16 protein-coding genes and 2 pseudogenes are annotated in these 22,812 nt (G+C 32.7%); 2 read left to right on the top strand and 16 right to left on the bottom strand.

Going from position 1 to position 22,812, the window contains the following annotated elements:
• Positions 1–3: 3 nt before the first annotated feature.
• The 16 genes and pseudogenes from CM54_RS03190 to ylqF all read right to left on the bottom strand — a co-directional run bounded on the left by CM54_RS03190 (position 4) and on the right by ylqF (position 17,033).
• Entirely contained in the window at positions 4–774 is a 771-nt protein-coding gene (locus CM54_RS03190) for an isoprenyl transferase (protein WP_002436351.1), read from the bottom strand.
• A 275-nt stretch (positions 775–1,049) separates the two neighbouring features.
• Positions 1,050–1,604: a ribosome recycling factor gene (gene frr, locus CM54_RS03185; protein ID WP_037548845.1), complete on the bottom strand. Its 555-nt coding sequence runs from the start codon at positions 1,602–1,604 to the stop codon at positions 1,050–1,052.
• 17 nt (positions 1,605–1,621) lie between these two features.
• Positions 1,622–2,344, bottom strand: coding sequence for a UMP kinase (pyrH, locus tag CM54_RS03180; RefSeq protein WP_002436299.1), 723 nt, complete (start codon positions 2,342–2,344; stop codon positions 1,622–1,624).
• Between the two features lie 136 nt (positions 2,345–2,480).
• Positions 2,481–3,359 (bottom strand): translation elongation factor Ts, encoded by an 879-nt coding sequence (gene tsf / locus CM54_RS03175; protein WP_030064793.1) that lies wholly within the window; start codon positions 3,357–3,359, stop codon positions 2,481–2,483.
• 150 nt (positions 3,360–3,509) lie between these two features.
• Positions 3,510–4,298, bottom strand: a complete 789-nt coding sequence (rpsB, locus tag CM54_RS03170) for a 30S ribosomal protein S2 (protein ID WP_037548843.1) — start codon at positions 4,296–4,298, stop codon at positions 3,510–3,512.
• Between the two features lie 253 nt (positions 4,299–4,551).
• A complete protein-coding gene (codY, locus tag CM54_RS03165) occupies positions 4,552–5,325 on the bottom strand; it encodes a GTP-sensing pleiotropic transcriptional regulator CodY (protein ID WP_002436324.1) in 774 nt (257 codons plus the stop codon).
• 22 nt (positions 5,326–5,347) lie between these two features.
• Positions 5,348–6,751, bottom strand: a complete 1,404-nt coding sequence (gene hslU, locus CM54_RS03160) for an ATP-dependent protease ATPase subunit HslU (RefSeq protein WP_037548840.1) — start codon at positions 6,749–6,751, stop codon at positions 5,348–5,350.
• 83 nt (positions 6,752–6,834) lie between these two features.
• Positions 6,835–7,377 (bottom strand): ATP-dependent protease subunit HslV, encoded by a 543-nt coding sequence (gene hslV, locus CM54_RS03155; protein WP_023350393.1) that lies wholly within the window; start codon positions 7,375–7,377, stop codon positions 6,835–6,837.
• A 3-nt stretch (positions 7,378–7,380) separates the two neighbouring features.
• A complete protein-coding gene (xerC, locus tag CM54_RS03150) occupies positions 7,381–8,271 on the bottom strand; it encodes a tyrosine recombinase XerC (RefSeq protein ID WP_037548837.1) in 891 nt (296 codons plus the stop codon).
• A 236-nt stretch (positions 8,272–8,507) separates the two neighbouring features.
• Entirely contained in the window at positions 8,508–9,815 is a 1,308-nt protein-coding gene (trmFO, locus tag CM54_RS03145) for an FADH(2)-oxidizing methylenetetrahydrofolate--tRNA-(uracil(54)-C(5))-methyltransferase TrmFO (RefSeq protein ID WP_037548835.1), read from the bottom strand.
• A 25-nt stretch (positions 9,816–9,840) separates the two neighbouring features.
• Positions 9,841–11,916 carry a type I DNA topoisomerase gene (topA, locus tag CM54_RS03140; RefSeq protein WP_030064789.1) on the bottom strand — a complete coding sequence of 692 codons (2,076 nt, stop codon included), beginning with the start codon at positions 11,914–11,916 and terminating at the stop codon, positions 9,841–9,843.
• 177 nt (positions 11,917–12,093) lie between these two features.
• A complete protein-coding gene (gene dprA / locus CM54_RS03135) occupies positions 12,094–12,966 on the bottom strand; it encodes a DNA-processing protein DprA (RefSeq protein ID WP_037548833.1) in 873 nt (290 codons plus the stop codon).
• 225 nt (positions 12,967–13,191) lie between these two features.
• Positions 13,192–14,100 (bottom strand): succinate--CoA ligase subunit alpha, encoded by a 909-nt coding sequence (gene sucD / locus CM54_RS03130; RefSeq protein WP_002436344.1) that lies wholly within the window; start codon positions 14,098–14,100, stop codon positions 13,192–13,194.
• 21 nt (positions 14,101–14,121) lie between these two features.
• Complete coding sequence (sucC, locus tag CM54_RS03125; RefSeq protein WP_037548831.1) at positions 14,122–15,288, bottom strand: ADP-forming succinate--CoA ligase subunit beta; 1,167 nt, start codon at positions 15,286–15,288, stop codon at positions 14,122–14,124.
• A 107-nt stretch (positions 15,289–15,395) separates the two neighbouring features.
• A complete protein-coding gene (locus CM54_RS03120) occupies positions 15,396–16,166 on the bottom strand; it encodes a ribonuclease HII (RefSeq protein WP_037548829.1) in 771 nt (256 codons plus the stop codon).
• Positions 16,150–17,033, bottom strand: a pseudogene (gene ylqF / locus CM54_RS03115) (ribosome biogenesis GTPase YlqF). The gene CM54_RS03120 and the pseudogene ylqF overlap by 17 nt, the downstream one beginning before the upstream one ends.
• A 279-nt stretch (positions 17,034–17,312) precedes the next feature.
• On the opposite strand from ylqF, the pseudogene CM54_RS03110 reads away from it, so the two are divergent.
• Positions 17,313–19,913, top strand: a pseudogene (locus tag CM54_RS03110) (YfhO family protein).
• Positions 19,906–22,518, top strand: coding sequence for a YfhO family protein (locus CM54_RS03105; protein ID WP_037548828.1), 2,613 nt, complete (start codon positions 19,906–19,908; stop codon positions 22,516–22,518). The pseudogene CM54_RS03110 and the gene CM54_RS03105 overlap by 8 nt, the downstream one beginning before the upstream one ends.
• The last annotated feature ends 294 nt before the right edge of the window (positions 22,519–22,812 follow it).

The raw sequence follows: 22,812 nt of genomic DNA, 5'->3' as shown, positions 1-22,812 counted from the left end.
ACTTTACTCCTCACTTAATCCCCCAAAGCGTCTTTGGCGCGATTGATAAATTTTTAAACATTCTTTTAATTCATTTTCATCGAAATCTGGCCATAACTTCTCATTAAAAATAAATTCACTGTATGAAGCTTGCCAAATTAAAAAGTTACTAATTCTTTGTTCTCCAGAAGTACGAATTAGTAATTCCGGATCAGGGTAATCGCGAGTCATTAAATGTTTGTTTAATAGATTTTCATCAATAGCTTCAGAACTTTGATGCGCAGATTGTAACTCTTCAAATATTTCTTTCATACTTTGAATAATTTCAGCACGTCCACCATAATTAATAGCGAAAATTAATGTTAATCCTGTATTATTCTTCGTCTTTTCTTTCGCTTGATTAATAGCTTCAATAGTTGATTGGGGTAAGCCTTCACCGAATCCAATTGTTTCAACTTTAACATTTTTTTCAATTAACTCTGGTAAAAATGTTTTAAGAAAATTAACAGGCAGATTCATAATATAATTAACTTCGCTTTCAGGTCTAGACCAATTCTCTGTGGAGAAAGCATAAAGTGTTAAATATTTAATACCAATATTACTCGCTTCTCGAGTAATTTTTTTGATTGTTTGCATGCCTTCATAATGTCCTTTTATTCTTGGCATTTTACGTTTTTTAGCCCATCGACCATTTCCATCCATAATGATGGCAACATGTTCAGGAATATTATGTAAATCTAAATCATTATTTAGATTATTTTCAGTCTTATTTTTATTTTTTAGCTTTTTAAACATGGTCTTTCCTCCGAGCCTGATCATCTCTGTTTTATTGTATAGGTTAATTAAACAATCATCTACCATTTTATCATACTCATTTATTCCATTGAATAAGCAAATAAAAAAACTGTACCAAAGTCCTACTTGGTACAGTTTAGACAAATAAAGCATATAGATTCATGTTGTGTTTGAAACTTTGTAGATAGTAAAACCTCAAGTCAAGCTCATTCATTCTTAAACATTAAATGAGTATCTTGAGTAATTAAATATTTTTAATTCACTCAATCTCTTTATTAAACAGACATGATATCTTGTTCTTTATCCTCTACTAACTGATCTATTTCTTTAATAGAATTATCAGTAGCTTTTTGAACGTCATCAGTTTGGCTTCGTAAGTCATCTTCAGTAATGTCACCATTTTTTTCTTGCTTTTTAAGGTGGTCATTAATGTCACGGCGAATATTTCTGATTGAAACCTTAGCATCTTCACCAATTTTCTTAACGTTTTTAACTAGTTCTTTACGTCTTTCTTCTGTTAATGCAGGAACTGAAATTCGAATAACCTCACCGTCACTAGTTGGATTAACTCCTAAGTTTGCGGCGATGATTGCTTTCTCAATATCATCAACTGAAGTTTTGTCATATGGTGAAATGACTAATAAACGCGCTTCAGGAACATTGATACTTGCTAATTGTTGTACTGGTGTTGGTGCACCATAGTAATCAACTGTTACACCATTTAGTAAATTTGAATTAGCTCGACCAGCACTGATGTTAGCTAATTCACGTGATAAGTTGTCGATAGATTTTTGCATTCTAACTTTAGTATCTTTAATAATGTCACTCATTTTTTTACACCTCTAATTTATTTTGTAATCAGCGTACCGATTTTTTCTCCCATAACGGCGCGCTTAATATTTCCTTCTTCCATAATTGAGAATACATTTAATGGAATATTATTGTCCATGCAGAATGATGAAGCAGTAGAATCCATTACTTGTAAACCTTCTTGTAACATTTGAATATGAGTTAAGTGTTCATATTTAACGGCATTTTCATCAACTTTAGGGTCAGCTGAATAAACACCATCTACATTATTTTTACCCATTAAGATTACATCTGCTTCAACTTCAGCTGCTCGTAAAGCTGCTGTAGTATCAGTTGAGAAGTAAGGGTTACCTATACCAGCTGCAAAGATAACTACGCGCTTCTTCTCTAGATGTCTGATTGCACGTCGACGAATATATGGTTCAGCAACTTGTTTCATTTCAATTGAAGTTAAAACACGTGTATCACAATCTAATTGTTCTAAACTATCTTGTAACGCTAAAGCATTCATTACAGTTGCTAACATGCCCATATAGTCAGCAGTGCCTCGATCCATTCCTAAATCGCTGCCTGTTTTACCTCTCCAAATGTTTCCGCCACCAACAATAACTGCAATTTCACAGTCCATTTTAGCAACTTCAGCAACTTGTTTCGCTACACTTTTGATGATAATTGGATTGATACCGAATCCCTTATCTCCAGCTAAAGCTTCTCCACTCAATTTCAAGACTACACGTTTATATTTAGAAGTTTGAGCCATTTTCTTATCCTCTCTATAGTAGAAATATGTAAAAATATATAAGTAAAGAAGACACGGATGGCTCCTTTCTATAGCTCTAAAACTATTAGAAAGGAAACTTAATAGGTGTCTTCTTTCTTGTTAAAATTATGACAGATTATTTCATTTGTCCTTTAACTTCATCAGCGAAGTTTTCTTCGCGTTTTTCCATACCTTCGCCTACTTCGTAACGAACGAAGTCAGTAAGTTGACCACCTTTTGATTTTAAGAATGCTTCAACTGTTTCATCTGGATTTTTAACGAAGTTTTGATCTACAGCACAAATTTCTTGTAAATATTTACGTAAACGACCTTCAACCATTTTTTCTACGATGTTTTCTGGTTTACCTTCGTTTAATGCTTGTTGTTTTAATACTTCTTTTTCGTGGTTGATTTCTTCTTCGCTTACTTGATCAGAAGAAACATATTTAGGGTTGATTGCAGCGATGTGCATAGCTACATCTTTTGCAGCTGATTCATCAGTTGTACCTTCAACAACAGTTAACACACCAATGCGTCCGCCCATGTGTAGGTAAGAACCGAAAGCGTCATTATCAGATTTAGTTCTAATAGCAAAACGACGGATACTTAATTTTTCACCAATTGTAGAGATAGCTTCTTTCATTCTTTCATCAACAGTTTTGCCACTTGATAATTTAGTTTCTAATAAAGCGTCAACTGTTTCAGCTTTACTATCAAGAATTTGGTTAGCAATTTCTTTAACTAATTCTTGGAATCCTTCGTTACGAGCAACGAAGTCAGTTTCTGAGTTGATTTCAACGATAGCTGCTTCATTTCCTTTAACTTCTACGTGTACAAGACCTTCAGCAGCGATACGGTCAGCCTTTTTAGCTGCTTTCGCGATACCTTTTTCACGTAAGTAGTCGATTGCTTTATCGATGTCACCATCAGTTTCAGTTAGCGCTTTTTTACAATCCATCATACCTGCGCCTGTTTTTTCACGTAATTCTTTAACAAGTTTTGCTGAAATTGCCATTAATTTCTCCTCCAATATATAATTGTATTTATGATATACCCAAATTTTACCATTATTTTAGGTGATATTTCCAATACTCTATTACGATTTGTTTTACTTTTAAAAAAAGGTGATAAGCATTAGTATCTTATCACCCATTTAAACTATATCTTAGTTTGATTCAACAGAAGTGTTTTCTTCAGTTGTTTCTGCTTGTTCAGATTCTTCTTTTTCATCTAAATTGATGTTTTGTTCTGCAGCTACTTCTTCATTAGATACACCTTGTTGACCTTCTAAGATAGCATCTGCCATTTTGCCTGTTAATAATTTAACGGCACGGATAGCATCATCGTTTGCTGGGATAACGTAATCAATTTCGTCTGGATCACAGTTAGTGTCAACAATACCTACGATAGGAATATTTAATTTACGTGCTTCAGCAATAGCGTTGCGCTCTTTACGAGGGTCAACAACGAATAATGCTTGAGGCATAGATTTCATATCACGAATACCGCCTAAGAATTTAATTAAACGGTCGTATTCTTTTTTAAGTTCAACAACTTCTTTTTTAGGTAATACTTCAAACAATCCATCTTCTTCCATTTTTTCAATTTCAGAAATACGTTTGATTCGTTTAGAGATTGTTTTGTAGTTAGTTAAGATTCCACCTAACCATCTTTGGTTAACGTAGAATTGACCAGCACGTTCTGCTTCAGCTTTAACTGATTCTTGTGCTTGTTTTTTAGTACCTACGAATAAGACTTTACCGCCATCTTCTGATACTTGTTTAAGGAAGTTGTATGCTTCTTCAATTTTTTTCACTGTCTTTTGTAAGTCAATGATATAGATACCATTTCTTTCAGTGAAGATATATTTTTTCATTTTTGGGTTCCAACGGCGTGTTTGGTGACCGAAGTGAACACCGGCTTCAAGTAATTGTTTCATTGAAATTACTGCCATTTTAAAATTCCTCCTATTGGTTATTTACCTCCATAATCAACTCATATAAAGACAAATCCAAAGATTTGCACCCTCTATATTTACATTAATTATGTGTGTATTGGCTTAATAGCCGTCAATTAATATATCATAACTTGTCCAGAAACGCAATGCCTTTGTGTCTGAACAATGAATAATATTTATGATCACATATAAAAAGAGTATCGCTCATGATATAACTGACACTCTTTTTTTATATTTGATGTTTTATTAATTATTTTGTTCTTTCTAATTCATCTAAGAATTTTTCTTTTTTAACTTTGATGAAAGTACCTTTCATACCTAGTGAACGTGATTCAATGACACCAGCACTTTCTAATTTACGTAATGCATTTACAATAACAGATCTAGTAATACCAACACGGTCAGCCACTTTAGAAGCGATAAGTAAACCTTCATTTCCACCTAACTCTTCAAAGATATGTTCAATCGCTTCTTTTTCAGAATAAGATAGTGAATTGATAGCCATTGTGATTGCAGCTTTATCACGAGCCTCTTTTTCAACTTCGTTATGTTTCTCACGCAAGATTTCCATACCAATTACAGTTGCAGCGTATTCACCTAAAACTAGGTCGTTCTCATTAAAGTCATCTTGAACTCGACCTAAAACGAGTGTACCAAGTCGTTCTCCTCCACCTAATATAGGGAAAATAGTTGTTCTACTGTTTACAAAAACGTCTTTGTTTTCAGGAGGGAACACTGTTAAAACATTATCAATGTCAATGTTAGATTGTGTTTGTTTAACATCCATAAGTTTTTCAGTATACTCACTAGGAATATGTCTTTCCTCTAACATATTGATAATTCGCTCACTCTTCAATAACTCGTTAAGACTCGACCCTAAAATTTTACCTCTTCTTGATACGATAAATACGTTTGTGACTGTAACGCTACTGATCGTTTGTGCAACATCTTTAAAGTCTACTGCAATGCCTTTATGTTTTTGTAATAACGTGTTTAATTCTCTAGTTTTAGATAATAAGCTCATAATTTTTCTCCTTCTATTTATATTATAAAATAAATGCACTTAAATCCTTATTCGTTGAGATAGTTTTTAGTTTATCATCAACATATTGTGGTGTTATGTCTACAACAGCATGTGGCATATTTGGTGCTTCGAATGATAAATCTTCAAGCATCTTTTCTAAAATTGTGTGTAATCTACGAGCACCAATATTATCAGTGTCTTGGTTGACTTGGTAAGCAATTTCAGCTAAACGTTTGATTGCTTCTTCATTGAAGTTTACAGTCACTTCTTCAGTTTGAAGCAACGCTTCGTATTGCTTAATTAATGATAATTTAGGCTCTGTAAGAATTCTGACAAAGTCGTCAACAGAAAGACTTTCAAGTTCTACTCTGATTGGGAAACGGCCTTGTAATTCTGGAATCAAATCACTAGGTTTTGAAACGTGAAACGCACCAGCACCAATAAATAGCATGTGTTCAGTATTTACAGTACCATACTTGGTTTGAATCATGCTACCTTCAAGGATTGGTAAAATATCTCTTTGAACACCTTGGCGTGAAACATCTTGACCACTATTTTGATTATTTGTTGCTACTTTATCAATTTCATCTATAAAGATAATACCCATTTGTTCTGCAAGCTCTAGAGCCTCTTGGTTTGCTGTTTCTTGATCTATAAGTTCATCAGCATAATCATCAGCAAGTATTTTTCTTGCTGTTTCAACAGATACCTCTCGTTCAACTTTCTTTTTAGGCATCAATTGGTTCATCATGTCTTGCATTTGTTGATTTTGATTCGTTCCTAGCATGCCCATAGCTGCTGGATCTTGTTCTACTTTTATTCTTACTTTTTCTTGTTCAAGTTTACCTTCTTCTAATTGCTTCTTAATTTCTGAACGCTTAGTTTTTATCTCTTCAGTAGGTGGCTCTTCCTCTTCTTCATTATTTTGACCAAAGTTAGGAATTGCACCTCCGAAAAGATTTTCAAGAGGATTATTTCCTTGAGAAGCCTTCTTCTTCATACTTGGAACTAACAATTTAACAAGCTTATCATTCGCTTTAGCAATCGCTTCATCTTTGACGAGTGCTTTCTTCTCTTCTTTCACTAAACGAACAGCTACATCAACTAAGTCTCTTACCATACTTTCAACGTCTCGACCTACATAACCTACTTCAGTAAATTTAGTAGCCTCAACTTTAATGAAAGGTGCACCAACTATTTTAGCCATTCTTCTAGCTATTTCAGTTTTACCTACCCCAGTTGGTCCAATCATTAAAATATTTTTAGGTGCGATTTCTTGTTTAGCTTCTTCATCTAATAAACTTCTTCTATAGCGATTTCTTAATGCAATCGCTACTTTACGTTTTGCGTCATCTTGTCCAACAATGTATTCATTTAATTTAGATACGATATCTTTTGGAGTCAATTTAATTCCATTTGTATCCATATATAACATTCCTCCATCTTGTTACTTTGTAACTAAGATTCATTTCCTAATTCTTAAAAATAAAATCACATTATGCAATTCAACTACAATGTTTCAACGATAATATTATCATTAGTAAATACGCAGATGTCTGCAGCAACTTTCAAGCTCTCATAAGCCATTTCTTTAGCAGAAAGTTGTGAAGCATGTCTTTTAAGCGCTCGACCAGCACTTAAAGCATAATTGCCTCCAGACCCAATAGCGATAAGATCATCATCTGGCGCAATAACTTCGCCTGTACCACTTACAACAAGAATTGCATCTTTATTCATAACAATAAGCATTGCTTCTAATTGTCTTAACTGCTTATCTCCACGCCATTCTTGTGCTAATTCAACTGCCGCACGTTCTAAATTACCGCTAAATTGTTGTAGTTTTGTTTCAAACTTTTCGAAAAGCGTGAATGCATCAGCAACACTACCAGCAAATCCTGCTAACACTTTCCCTTCATATAAACGTCTAACTTTTCTAGCAGTTTGTTTCATAATAACTTGTTGACCAAGAGTAACCTGTCCATCACCTGCCATTGCAGCTTCACCATTATGACGTACAGCGTAAATAGTTGTTGCATGTAAAGTATTACTCATAACTTACTCTCCTTTTTTTGCTCGAGGATGTGCATTTAAATAAACCTTGCGGAGTTGTTGATTTGAAACATGAGTATAGCGGCCTGTCGTTGATAAATTAACGTGACCTAAAAGAGATTGAACTGTCCTCAAATCAGCACCTTGATTTAATAAATGCGTTGCAAACGTATGTCTGAGTTTATGGGGATGTATATCTGTGACACCAGCAGTGCGTTTTACTACATCATTAAGAACATACCTCACACCACGTTCAGTAATAGGCGCACCATTCATATTAACTATAAGATATTCATGGTCATTAGTTTTTCTAGGTTGAAATTCGTCTAAATATCTTTCAATACTCTGCTTACAAAATTCACCAAAGGGAATGAAACGTTCTTTATTTCCTTTACCTAAAACTTTCACTCCAGGTAAATTCATATCTATATCTTTAATTTTGATATTAACTAATTCAGACACACGTATTCCTGTTGCATATAATAATTCAATAATAACCCTATCTCGCATGCCCTTTTTACTATCTTGCTCCACAGTTTGGAATAAAGCTTCCATTTCCTCTTCATAGAAGAATTGAGGAAGGTACTGTTCTTTCTTAGGGTGTACAAGTTGAACAAAGGGGTTAACTATTGATTCATCTTGAGTCATCCAATATTCATAAAAAGTACGTAAAGTAGAAATTTTTCTCGATACTGTCGTTCTTTTTAAATTATGTGAATATAAAAATGATAAATAATTTCGAGCATCTTTATATTCAAATGTAGCTAATTCTAAATGTTCACTAACTAAAAAGTCATTAAATTGAATCAAATCATCATGATAGGATTTCAAAGTATATTCTGAAAAATTTCTTTCTACCTTCAACATGTATAAAAATGTTTTTTGGATTTCATTCAATATAATTCCCCTCCATCATATTGCATTGTAGCATATGAATGATAGGGCATACAGTAATTTGGTAATCAATTCAAAATCTTTAGAGAATTAATGTCAAAAAGAATTTATAAAACCTTGAATTATTAAACCTATAATGCAAGATTTAAATACTACCTATTCACCACAAAACAATCGAATCATTCCATAAAAAAACTAGGTAGTAATTATTTTACTACCCAGTTGAACTATTATGCTCATCAAAGTGTTTGTTTATAATTATCTAGATATTCGAGCGCTCTATTTGCTTGAGTTTCGTATCTTTCTTTTTTATCTTTAATTCGCTTTTCTAATGATGGTAATAAGCCGAAATTAGCATTCATAGGTTGGAAGTTTTTCTCATTTTTAGCATGAGAAATATAATAGGCCATACTTCCTATCATCGTCTCTCTAGGGAAAATAACTTCTCCTTTACCAGCAAGTTTATGAGCGAGATTAATTCCCGCAACCAAACCGCTTGCCGCACTTTCTACATAACCTTCTACACCAGTCATTTGACCTGCAAAATAAAGATGCTCATGACCCTCAAGCTCGTATTTTTCATTTAAAACGTCAGGAGAGTTGATAAATGTATTACGGTGCATCACACCATATCTCACGATATCCACATTCTCTAATCCAGGAATAAGACGTATAACTTCTTTTTGCGCGCCCCATTTTAAATGTGTTTGGAACCCTACGATATTGTAAAGTGTTCCTGCTGCATCATCTTGTCTCAATTGTACAACTGCATATGGACGTTCACCTGTTTTAGGGTCCTCAAGTCCTACAGGTTTCATTGGACCAAATAGTAAAGTTTTACGACCTCTTTCAGCCATTACTTCAAAAGGCATACATCCTTCGAAATATTTTTCTTTTTCAAATTCATTGACGGGTGCTACTTCAGCTTCTAATACAGCATCATAAAATCTATTAAATTCTTCTTCTGTCATAGGACAATTAAGATAAGCAGCTTCACCTTTGTCATAACGAGATTTTAAGTAAACTTTGTTCATGTCTATTGTATCTTTTTCTACAATCGGTGCCGCTGCATCATAAAAGTAAAGTTGATCTTTACCTGTAATATCAACTATTTCTTGAGCTAAGTGTTCTGTCGTTAGTGGACCTGTAGCTATAATTGTGTATCCTTCAGGAATATGATTAACTTCCTCATTTAATACTGTTATATTGGGATGATTACGAAGCGTATCAGTGATATAACCAGCAAAGTCGTGTCTATCTACAGCTAGAGCTCCCCCAGCTGGGACACGTGCTTTATCAGCTGCTTGAATAATTAGAGAGTCCAGACGTCTCATTTCTTCTTTAAGCACACCAACTGCATTTGTCAGAGAATTACCTCTTAGTGAATTAGAACATACAAGTTCAGCAAATTTATCAGTGTGATGAGCTGGAGTTTGTTTCACTGGTCTCATTTCAATTAAATTAACTTTTACACCACGCTGAGCTAACTGATATGCCGCTTCAGAACCTGCCAATCCAGCTCCAACGACATTAACTGTTTGAGTCATCATTTTCCTCCTAATTTAATTTAATCTATTTTTGAACTTCTTCCTTGTAATCACAGTTAGAACAAACGACCTGGCTACTTCTACCTTTTTTCTTATCTACTAAGTAGTGGTTACATTTAGGACATTCTCTTCCTACTGGTTTATCCCAAGAAATGAAGTCACAATCAGGGTATTGAGAGCATCCGTAAAATATTCTATTCTTCTTGGATTTACGTTCAACTACTTCACCCTCATTACATTTAGGACATGTTACTCCGATAGATTTAACAATAGCTTTAGTATTTCGACAATCAGGGAAATTAGAACAAGCCATAAACTTACCATATCTTCCCATTTTAATAACCATAGGTGAACCACAGACTTCACAATCTTCTCCAGCTGGTTCGTCTTTAATCTCTATTTTTTCCATTTCCTCTTCAGCACGTTCAACATCTTGCTTGAAACTATTATAAAAATCACCAACTACTTTACGCCAATTCGTATCTCCCTCAGCTATTTTATCTAATAAAGTTTCCATGTTAACAGTAAACTCTACATCAATAATTTCTGGGAAGTACTCTTGGACTTGTTCATAAACAATTTCGCCAAGTTCTGTTGGTACGAATCGTTTACTTTCTAATTTAACGTAGTTACGCTTTTGAATAGTATCTATAGTCGGAGCATAAGTTGAAGGTCTTCCTATTTTAAGTTCCTCTAGTGTCTTAACTAAACGTGCTTCTGTATAACGTGGAGGCGGTTGAGTAAAGTGTTGTGCAGGTTCAATTTGAGTTGCTGTAACTTTATCGCCTTCCTCTAATTTAGGAAGTTTATTTTCTTTATCATTTTCTTTATCATCTTTAGCTTCAACATATAGTGTCATGAAACCTTTGAATTTTATAGTCTGACCATTTGCTCTAAATTTAATATCATTTTGAGTAACATCGAGTGCAATAGTATCCAAAATTGCTGGAGCCATTTGGCTTGCCACAAAACGTTCCCAAATTAATTTATACAGACGATGTTGATCTCTAGTTAAATAAGGTTTCATTTCATCTGGAGTTCTTAAAGTACTTGTAGGTCTAATCGCTTCATGGGCATCTTGGTCACCTTGTTTACCGGTTGCCTTACGTTTAGACACATATTCTTTACCATATTTATCAGTAATATAGTTATGAGCTTCTGACTTTGCAGAGTCTGATATACGTGTAGAATCTGTACGCATGTAAGTAATCAAACCGATAGTACCTTGACGTTTTAAATCAATACCTTCATATAGTTGCTGCGCTAACATCATAGTTTTACGAGCTTTGAAGTTTAACTTACGTGCAGCTTCTTGTTGAAGGGTTGAAGTAGTAAATGGGTTAGCTGGATTACGTGTTTTTTCTTTCTTATTTACATTCGTAATTTCAAATTGATCTCCATCAAGAGCTGTTGTAATTTTCTCAACGTCTTCTTTTGTATTTAATTTGTAAGGTTTATTTTTATAATGGAGGAACTTAGCATTAAATTTAGACTTTTTATATCTAAATTCCCCTTCAATAGTCCAATATTCTTCTGGTTTGAAATTACGTATTTCATTTTCTCGGTCGATAACTAAACGAAGAGCTACTGACTGAACACGTCCTGCAGATAAACCTTTTTTAACTTTTTTCCATAATACAGGAGAAATATTATAACCCACGAGTCTATCTAGAATACGACGTGCTTGCTGAGCATCAACTAAATCCATTTCAATACCTCTAGGGTGTTTGAAACTATCTTTTACCGCATCTTTTGTAATTTCATTGAATACTACTCTGTTTTCTTTTGAGTCTTCTAGTTCTAAAATTTTTGATAAATGCCAGGCAATCGCTTCACCTTCACGGTCGGGGTCACTAGCGAGAAAAACTTTTTTAGCTTTTTTAGCATATTTCTTTAAATCTTTAACAACCGGACCTTTACCGCGAATTGTAATATATTTTGGTTCATAGTTATCTTCAGTATCGACACCCATTTGACTTCTAGGCAAGTCACGTACGTGTCCCATTGAAGCGATAACTTTGTATCTTTTTCCTAAATATTTTTCAATGGTTTTAGCTTTTGCAGGCGACTCAACTATGACTAAATTATCTGCCAAAGTGATTTCCCCCTTGCAAATTGAATTACTAAAGATAAATGATAAACGCTTAATTTTGTGTTTGTCAACGTTTTAATTTTTAAATTCACATTTTGTTACAAATATTATTAATTTTGTCACATAAAACTTTAACTAATTTAATACATGTCATTCACTATAAATAGAGGTATATTCAAAAGTATTTTAGAAAATGTAGTCTGAAAGAATACTACTTTCATCTAAAACGACTTGTGCCCCCTCTTGAAGTCTAAGTAAATTACTTTTGGTCATAGGATTAAACATTGATCCTGGTAAAACATATACATTCCGGTTTTGTTCTAAAGCGCAGTCTACTGTTATTTGACTACCGCTTATTTTCTCTGCCTCTGTAATTAATAGACCCCGAGCGAGTCCACTAATCAATCTATTTCTTTCAGGAAATTTATATCTGGTTATGGGAGAATGAGGTGGATACTCACTTATAACTAGTCCTTTTCGTTCGATATTCTCTCTTGTCTTTAAAGATGATTTAGGATAATGATATGAATGGCCGAAGCCAAGAACGCCTATTGTTGGAAGTTTATTTTTTAGTGCAACTTGGTGAGCTATAGTATCTGCACCATATGCTAATCCGGAAATAATCGTCATTTTTAGTGATTTAAATGATGGGAAAAGATATTCCAAAGCTTGAGTTGTATATAAGGTTGACTTTCTTGAGCCTATAACAGCTAAAGTATGAGGGCAGTTAAATAGTTGTTTATTTCCTTTATAAAAAATTACATATGGAAAATCATAAATTTCTTTAAGTAATTGAGGATAATGTTTATCAAAGTAAGTTAAATATTTGAGGTTCATTTTAGTCATTTCTTGAAATATAACTTCTGTATTAAGTGATTTAAATAAGCTCAATTTTCTCCTGACTGTGGATGAGGTTTGTCTTTTAGCCCAATCCTCAATCATCTCATATTGAATTAGTAAGTTTTCTGAAATAACTTCTGGATATTCTTTAATAAATTGATGAACTTGCGTTGTGGCGAAATTAGCCCAATAGAGCTTCAATAAAGTGTGTTGAATCACTAAGCATTACTCCTTTAGAAGTATTATAGCTCAATTTAACCCAGTTGGTTATTACTATTCAAAGACATATAAGTGTTAAATTTAATGTGATTGTAAGGAGTAATTTTTCAAACTCATTTTTCATTAAACGGTGACGAGTTTCTACTATTATATATATCACTTCTACTAAGACTATAAAAAAACTCGAACCTAATTAAAGGTTCGAGTCTAATAAAAATCTATCAATTATTTATCAACTGTTAATAATTCATCATAGATTCCAGCTTTTTTAGCTGCTTCGATTAAAGTTGTACCAATTTCTGATGGTGTATCTGCAGTTTCAACACCACAATCATTTAATGTTTTGATTTTTTCATCTGCAGTACCTTTACCACCAGAGATAATTGCACCAGCGTGTCCCATACGTTTTCCTGGAGGTGCAGTTTGACCACCAATAAATCCTACTACTGGTTTATTCATATTATCTTTAATCCATTGTGCAGCTTCTTCTTCAGCAGTACCACCGATTTCACCAATCATTACTACTGCTTTAGTTTCAGGATCTTCATTAAATTCTTTTAATACATCAATGAAGTTTGTACCATTAACTGGGTCACCACCGATACCAACAGCCGTTGTTTGACCGATGCCTTCTTCAGTTAATTGATGTACGGCTTCATAAGTTAAAGTACCTGAACGAGATACAACACCTACGTGACCTTTTTTATGAATGTAACCAGGCATAATTCCGATTTTACACTCATCTGCCGTAATAACACCTGGGCAGTTTGGTCCTACTAAACGTGTCTTACGTCCTTGTAAATAACGTTTAACTTTAACCATATCCACAACTGGAATATGTTCAGTAATACAGATAACCATATCTAATTCAGCTTCAGCTGCTTCTAAAATTGAATCTGCAGCAAATGGTGCTGGAACGTATACAACTGATACGTTAGCGCCAGTTTCATTTTTAGCTTCTTCAACTGTATTATAAACAGGAACACCTTCTACAACTTGTCCACCTTTACCTGGTGTTACCCCTGCGACAATTTGTGTTCCATAATCAAGCATTTGTTTTGTATGGAAAAGGGCAGTAGACCCTGTGATACCTTGTACCATTACTTTCGTATTTTTATCAATAAATACACTCATCTTAGTGCTCCCATCCTTTCCTTACGCTTCTTTAACAAGTTTAACGATTTTTTGTGCACCTTCAGCCATAGTAGCTGCTGGTTCAATTGCTAAACCTGAGTCGTTTAAGATTTCTTTACCGCGCTCAACATTTGTACCTTCTAAACGTACTACTAATGGTAAAGTTAATTCTACTTCTTTAACTGCTGCTACGATACCTTCTGCGATAACGTCACATTTCATAATTCCACCAAAGATATTTACAAAGATACCTCTAACATTGTCATCACCTAAAATGATTTTGAAAGCTTCAGTAACTTTTTCTTTAGTAGCACCGCCACCAACATCTAAGAAGTTAGCTGGATTTCCACCAAAATGATTAATAGTATCCATTGTTGCCATAGCTAAACCTGCACCGTTAACCATACAACCGATATCACCGTCTAAAGCGATATATGATAAGTCATATTTAGATGCTTCGATTTCTTTAGGATCTTCTTCTTCTAAATCACGTAATTCAACGATATCTTTATGTCTAAATAATGCATTATCGTCGAAGTTTAATTTAGCGTCTAGAGCTAATACTTGTCCATCACCAGTAGTTACTAGTGGATTAATTTCTACGATAGAGCAATCTTTTTCAATGAACACGTTATAGAGTGCTAATAAGAATTTAGTTGCTTTACCAATAGATTCTTTAGGAATATTAATGTTGAAAGCAATACGACGTGCTTGATAAGGAGATAAACCTACAACTGGGTCGATTGTTTCTTTAAAGATTTTCTCAGGTGTCTTAGCTGCCACTTCTTCAATCTCAGTACCACCCTCTTCAGACGCCATTAAAGTAACTTTGTTTGTTGCACGGTCAATTACGAAACCAACATAATATTCTTTCTGAATATCGCAACCTTGTTCGATATATAAGCGTTTAACTTCTTTACCTTCAGGTCCTGTTTGGTGAGTAACTAATTGTTTCCCTAATAATTCATTAGCGTAAGTTTCAACTTCAGAAAGTGATTTAGCAATTTTTACACCGCCTGCTTTACCTCTACCCCCAGCGTGTATTTGTGCTTTAACCACATATACATCTGAATCTAATTCTTTCGCTTTTTCCACCGCTTCTTCAGCAGTGAATGCTACTCGTCCTTCTGGAACGGCTACGCCCATAGAACGAAATATTTCTTTACCTTGATACTCGTGGATATTCATCTTCCATCCTCCTGTTTCTTAGGTTAAGTTCCCTTTTAATTATAAAAAATGAAAGCGCTATTGTAAACTGAAAGACCATATTTTTTGCAATTAAATTAAAATTCAAATTATTTTAACATCGACTTGATAGGTTCAAAGGATTTGCGATGTTCATTTATTACACCAAATGTGTCAATTGCCTCTAAATGCTGTTTAGTACCATATCCAACATTTTTTTCAAATCCGTAATTAGGATAATCATTAGCTAATTCTTTCATATAATTATCACGATATTCTTTCGCCATAATACTAGCTGCAGCAATTGAAACACTTTTAGCATCTCCTTTTATAATTGATATTTGAGGAATATCATTATCGAGTTTCATTGCATCAATAAGTAAATGTGTAGGTTGAATACTTAATTGATTAAGCGCTCTTTGCATGGCTACCTGTGTAGCTTTATAAATATTCAAGTCATCAATTTCTTGTGGAGTTGCAATTCCATAAGCGTAACTCGTAACATTATTTTTCAATTCTTCATTTAAAATTAAGCGCTGTTTAGCTGGTACCTTTTTAGAGTCATTTAACCCAAGATAATGATGGCCTTTATTTAATATGACTGCACAAGCAACAACAGGACCAGCGAGTGGTCCTCGTCCTACCTCATCGATTCCACATATTAATGCCTCGTTGTCATGATTCAATATTTCATTTTCATAGTGATTCATACTAATATAATTGTTTTCTAGTTCTTGTTGTTTGATTAAATACTTTTTACGTGATTCTATAGCTTTTTGAACTCCTTTTCGGGTATCTTCATTAGCTACATGCGCTTCAAGTTCTTCTATAGATTGAATTAATGCAAGTTGATCACGTATTTCTTTAATTGTTAATGTCATTTATAAGTCACTCTTCATTTCTTTTAAAATATCAAAACAATATGTACCTATCTTAGCATTTCTCATATCATTAATGATTAATTCAATGACTGATTCATAATCTACTTCATTACCTTTTTGAAGAAGGCCTCTCCTACGACCAATCGCATCAAACCACTCTAAAATTTCTGCATCTTTGTCTACATCTATATTGTAATGTTGTCTGAGACCTTCTAAATCATGTTCAATCATGAAGTTTAAGCCATAAATTGCTACTTCATCTAAATGAACGATACTATCCTTGATTGCACCAGTCAAACTTAATTTCTTACCGACTTCCTCGTCCTCAAATTTAGGCCATAATATTCCTGGTGTATCTAACAATTGAAGTGATTTCCCAACTTTAATCCACTGTTGTTGTTTAGTAACACCTGGTTTATTACCTGTTTCTGCAATACTACGTTTCGCCAATTTATTAATTAAAGTTGATTTCCCGACATTTGGAATACCAACAATCATTGCACGTATCGCTCTCGGTTTAAGCCCTTTCTCCTTTTCACGTTCAAATTTTTCTTTCGTAGCTTTTATTGCTTCAGCCTCTACATTTTTTAAATTTTTACCATGTTTAGCATCAACTGCTACCGGAAAGAACCCTTGTTCCTTAAAGAATCCTTCCCACTTTTCTAATTCTTTTAAGTTAGTCATGTCTTTTTTATTTAAAATAACCACTCGCGGTTTTTGTTTAATAACTTCATCGATCATAGGATTTCTAGAACTATATGGAATACGAGCATCAACTAACTCAAATACTACATCAACCTTTTTGAGTTGCTCACTCACTTCTCTTTTAGCTTTCGCCATATGTCCTGGATACCATTGTATCGCCATTAATATCACCTTACTTTCATGTTCAATTTATAATAATCGTATAATTAATTCGACTTATTAATTATACTTTAATTCTGTTTATACAACCACTTTAAGTGTAACATGCTTATCTTTTATTTTTAAAAATGAATAACAACATTAAATAACTCAAAATTTAAGTTTGTGTAAACATCACATATCTTAAACAAAATCACTTTCATTCATTGACGCTATCGCCTACAATTTAAATAACTAATAAGAGAATTAGATAACAAGCATCAAGTTATTTAGGAGTAATTAATGAAAAGAGTTTTAAGTTATACCGTAATATTTATAGTGCTATCACTTATTGGACATAGTTATGTCGTATATCGTTTTTATCACGATGGTATTTTATCAACTGGTCCAAATGATGGCATGGAACAAATGGTTCCAATACAAATGTATCTTTACAATCAGTGGCATCAAGGGAATCTATTTTATGCGTCTAACTTTGGCTTAGGTGGGGATTTCTTCACTGATTTGAGTTATTATTTTTCAACAAATTTATTATTTATCATTAATGTTCTAATTATTTCGTTTGTAAAATTATTCATATCTTTAGATACACATCAAGTGATGTTTTGGATGAATAACGCTTTAATCGTCTCAATTTTTAAGGGGGCGATTGCGCTTTATTGTACATTTTTATATGCTCAATACATTTCTAAAAATAAAATTTTGAGTATATTTACCGCATTTTTATTTGTAATCTCACCACTCTATTTCAGATTTACAGCTTATTGGCCATTTTTCGGTGATGTGTTTATTTGGTTACCTTTACTTTTATTGGCCATGGAAAAATCAATTCAACAGCGTAAAAGTGGTCTGTTAATCTTAACTATTACATTAGTATTAATAAATAATTTCTATTTTGCTTACTATTTTTTAATTATTGCTAGTGTTTATGCATTAATTAGAATCATGTTTAGGCATCCTGATGATGATTCAACACGAATAAGAACCTTGTGCACTTTACTTATCCCAGCAGTATTAGCTTTAGGAAATAGCTTATTTATTTTCTTTCACAGCGTACAAAGTTTCGTAAACAATAGACGGGTATCATTCTCTGGAAATGTTCCAACTTTTGAGCATCTGAATATTAATACAAACATATTCTTCGATAACTATCTTATCGTCATTTTATTTTTAACAATTCAAAGTATATTAACCTTTAAATTATATAGACACTACTATTATCGATTATTTGCACTGATGACCGTAGTACTCATCATATTTACTTTTATACCACTTATAGATCAAATTTTTAATGGATTTTCAGCACCTCAGAAGCGTTGGCATTTTATTTTAGCCTTTTCATCATCTTTATTAATCGGACTATATGTAAAGTACTTTAGAACGGTGAGTGTTAAATCATATATCACTACAAGTTTGATCGCCCAACTCATTATTTATATTAGCGCCTATTGTTATCATAAATTCTTACCATGGTTAATACTTGTACCGGTAGTTTCAATTATTGGATTATTAATTTTATTTTTAAAAGAGAGAAAGGTTCGCATACAACTTACATATATTTATATTATTTCAATTGTTGCCTTAAGTATGATGGTGAGTTTTGTTTTTATAAAAAATCAAATTTACTTCCAAGACCATCAGGATCGTGCGAATACATTTTATGCGAATTCAAGTCTATATAGCTCTGATTTACAAAGAGCATTAGTTAAAGAAATGAAGAATAGTAAGAAGGATGACCAACGTATTGATTGGCGGGTTAACGAGCAGGACAATACGCCGATGTATCAAAACTTTAAAGGTTTGAGTCTCTATTCAAGTATCTTTCATCACAATATCTTGGATTTCTATTATGATGCTTTGAAAATTAATTTAGCATAGGAATCACTTAGTCGTTATCAATCGACTAATGCTAGACAAAATATCGATAGTTTATTCTCAATTAAATATGTAATGTTAAAAAAATATCAAAATAATATACCTACTTACTTCAAAAAAGTGAAATCGAGCGGCCAATATGACATATATGAAAATCAGCTTAATTTACCTAGCGTTAAAGTGACTAATAACCTATATAATAGTCAAAGCTTAAAAACACCGATAGACCGTGAACATGCAATGCTTAAAGGAGCGATTGTAGATTCAAATGGCAAAGATTTCAATTCTCAAAGTAAGAATTTACTAAAACATGCACGTATAACTACTAAGAATATTAAAAGTAAAGGAAATAATCAGTTAGAAGTTAAAAATAATATAGGAACTGTTAACATTCATATACCTAAAAAAATCCGTAAGCAATATCAGGACTTTTATATAACTTTATATATTAAACGAGGTAATCCAGACAGTAATTACACTGTAAATGTTAATAATTACTTTAATAACCGTCTTTATAATAATTCAGTCTACAAAACTGGGATAAACACACAACTTTATCGGACCCAACCTGATAAAAACGGCAATATTTCTATTAAATTATCTCCAAATGGCGGTTTCAAATTTAAGTTACTCAATCTCAGTGGAGAAAATTATAAGACACTCAAAACTGCACATCATAATGCAAACTTTAATATGGATTACAATGATATTAAAAATGGTGTGAAAGTGAATCTCGGTCAACACTCTAAAGGTTTAGCTACCATAAATATTCCTTATCGAGCTGGTATGCGTGCTTATATTGACGGCCATCAAGTTAACATCCATAAAATAAATTATATGATGACTGGTGTTCCAGTAAACAAGAATGATCAAACTATAATTATTAAATATCAGCCTCCTTATTGGAAAACAATGATGTTTATTTCATTTATAAGTATTATTTTTAGTATGATATATATAAGATATACGAATTCAATAAAAAGAAAGATGAGGATTCACCGTGATTAAAAAGTTTTGGCAAACACCTAAAAGGCGATTTCTATCCATCCTAATATTAAGCTGTATCTTTTCATTAATACTCTACTTTCCATTTATCTATCAATACATTACAAAAGGCGACGTTTTCAGTGGAAGTGGTGATGGTTTTAGGCAAATGATGCCTTTCCAAATGTATCTGTATGAACATTTTGCTTCTTTTAAAGGGTTCTATGATGCCTCTTTTGGTTTGGGTGGAGATTATGTGAAATCATTAGCATATTACTACTCAATGTCACCACTTATGTGGATCAATTTTGCATGTATTTGGGGACTTGAACATACTATTCATATTAATCCACATGACATTAGCTTTTGGCCAACTAATCAACTTGTTATGGCATATGTGCGAACTGTAATTACTTTGATTTTTACTTTTTATTTGTTTATGTATTTGAAATTCAAACCCGCACCTATGTTTATTGCAACTATTTTGTATGGCATGTCTACCGTTATGACATATTATAATTTTACTTGGTCATTTTATGGTAACTTACTTATCATGCTACCTATGTCAATTTGGGCTATGGAAAGATTTTTTAGAGAGCGCAAGTTAGGATGGTTTATCTTTGCAATTACATTTACACTATTCACTAATTTCTATTTTAGTTATTATGAAGCGGTTGTATTAGGATTTTATTTAATATATCGCCTCATTGCAGTACATCCGCAAGATATTGTTAATCGTTGGCAAAAATTTTACATATTAGTTATCGCTACTTTATTAAGTGTTTTATCAAGTTTATTTGGTCTTTATACTGGTGTTTCTTCATTTTTAAATAATGATAGATCACAGAATCCTAAATTTGGAATTACCATTTTAACCAATTTATTTGAAAAAAATTATAATATATTTACTGATGGTTTTTATATAACAATTTCTATTATTGTAATTATTGCGTTATTTTCATTCAAGCTATATCAACATTATTATTATAAGTTATTCGCCGTTGCAACTTGGTTACTACTCATTGGTTCTTTATCACAATGGTTTGATAGTGCATTCAATGGGTTCTCATTACCTCAAAGACGTTGGGTTTACTTTTTAGCATTATCATCAGGCGCTTTAATTGCACTTTTCATACAACATTTAAGCGAATTATCTCTAAAGAATTATTTAATTATAGCTATACCTATATTTTTATATAGCTGTTTTTACATCACTTACACTGATCGCTCTGTAAATTGGATGTATATTGCAATTATAATAATGATAGTTATTGGCTTATTATTATACAGAAAATCACTTTTAAAAAGAAAATGGATAGCAATCGGGCTAGTTATTCTATTTTTAGTTGAACAAGTTATTATGGTAAATGATTCAAAAAAAATAACTATTGAACCATACCAAACTACGATGGACACTATTAACGATTCAAGTTATAGAAGTAAAGTATTAAACAATAAAATTAATCAAATGACTAGTGATAAACTAGATCCTTTGAAAAGATTAGATTATTTTTCATTTTACGCACTTAACTCACCATTTATATATCACTACAATGGTACATCTTTATATTCAAGCATTTTCAACGGTCAAATTTTAAAATACTATGATAAAACAATGCAAATCAACATGCCTGTAGATAAAAATAGTACATATCGCTATTTAGGTAATCGAGCGAATTTGATGGCTTTATGGAATGTACAAGATAGATTAAGACATCCCAATGACTTAAACATGCCTTATGGATTTAAAAAGAAAAATCTTATCAAAGATGGGAAAGATCAATGGATCCACTCAAAGAATACGATTTCTTATCCAAGCGCACACATTACGCATAAAGTCTATGATTCTAATAACTTAAAATCACCTCTAGATAGAGAACAAGCGATGCTTCAAGGTGTGGTATTCGATAATAATACGAAAAGTGTTAACACTACGTTTAGCCCTAATAAAAATCTATTAAATGATGCTCAACTACAATTAAAAGATTCACAATGGAAAAAGAAAAATCAGCTAAAGGTAGATAAAAATAATGGAGGCGTTCAACTCACATTACCTCATTCTTTAACTAAAAAGTATAAAGACATGTATCTCGAAATGGATGTTGAACTGCTCACTCCTGATAAGGAACATAGTATTGGCGTAAATGAATATAGTCAAAATCGAAATGCGTTGTCATATAAATATCGACGTGTGGTATCACCTGTGACAATGCGTGTGAAAGCTTCAGACAAACTTAATATTCATATGTCTGAAGGTACGTATAGATTTAAGATTAAAGGAATTTATGGGGAAAATTATCACACACTTAAAAAAGCTTCTAAACAATTACATTCAGTAAAAGTAAAAAAAGAGAGAAATGGTTATACGATTACTAAAAATAAAAACGATAACGGATATATCGTGTTACCTATAGCTTATGAAAATGGCATGCAAGCTAGAGCCAACGGTAAGCCTTTAGATGTAAAAAAAGGTAACGGAATTATGACTACAATTCCAGCTAAAGCTGGACAAACAACGATTAGATTGACTTACACACCGCCACATTTTTATTGGTTAATTATTTTAAGTATCATTGGAGTCATTTTAAGTATCATGTTTACTAAAAAAGTAAGAAAAAATAAAGTTTAATCATTTTGATTTGCACTGCGTTAACTTATGTATTGAACCCTAAAAGTTCTACGTTAGTTCAGTATGTTATTTTAAAGATTTGTTTCCAATGTTGTTTAGGAGACAAGTCTTTAAATTTTGATTTAATTCTAGTATTATTATAAAAATTATATAGCCAGTTACCTTTTTTAGACATACTTTGAAATATGTGATTCTCTTTGAACATATATACTTCTTTCTAGGTCATGCTACACATAGTCAAAGCGAACTCTCAGGCGATAAATAACGCTTGGACATTAATTTATAATATTATTT

The organism is Staphylococcus sp. TE8 (assembly GCF_000692055.1).
GTDB classification, from domain to species: domain Bacteria; phylum Bacillota; class Bacilli; order Staphylococcales; family Staphylococcaceae; genus Staphylococcus; species Staphylococcus capitis.
Note: the sequence above shows the minus strand (reverse complement) of the source record. Positions and strands in the feature narration are given on the sequence as shown.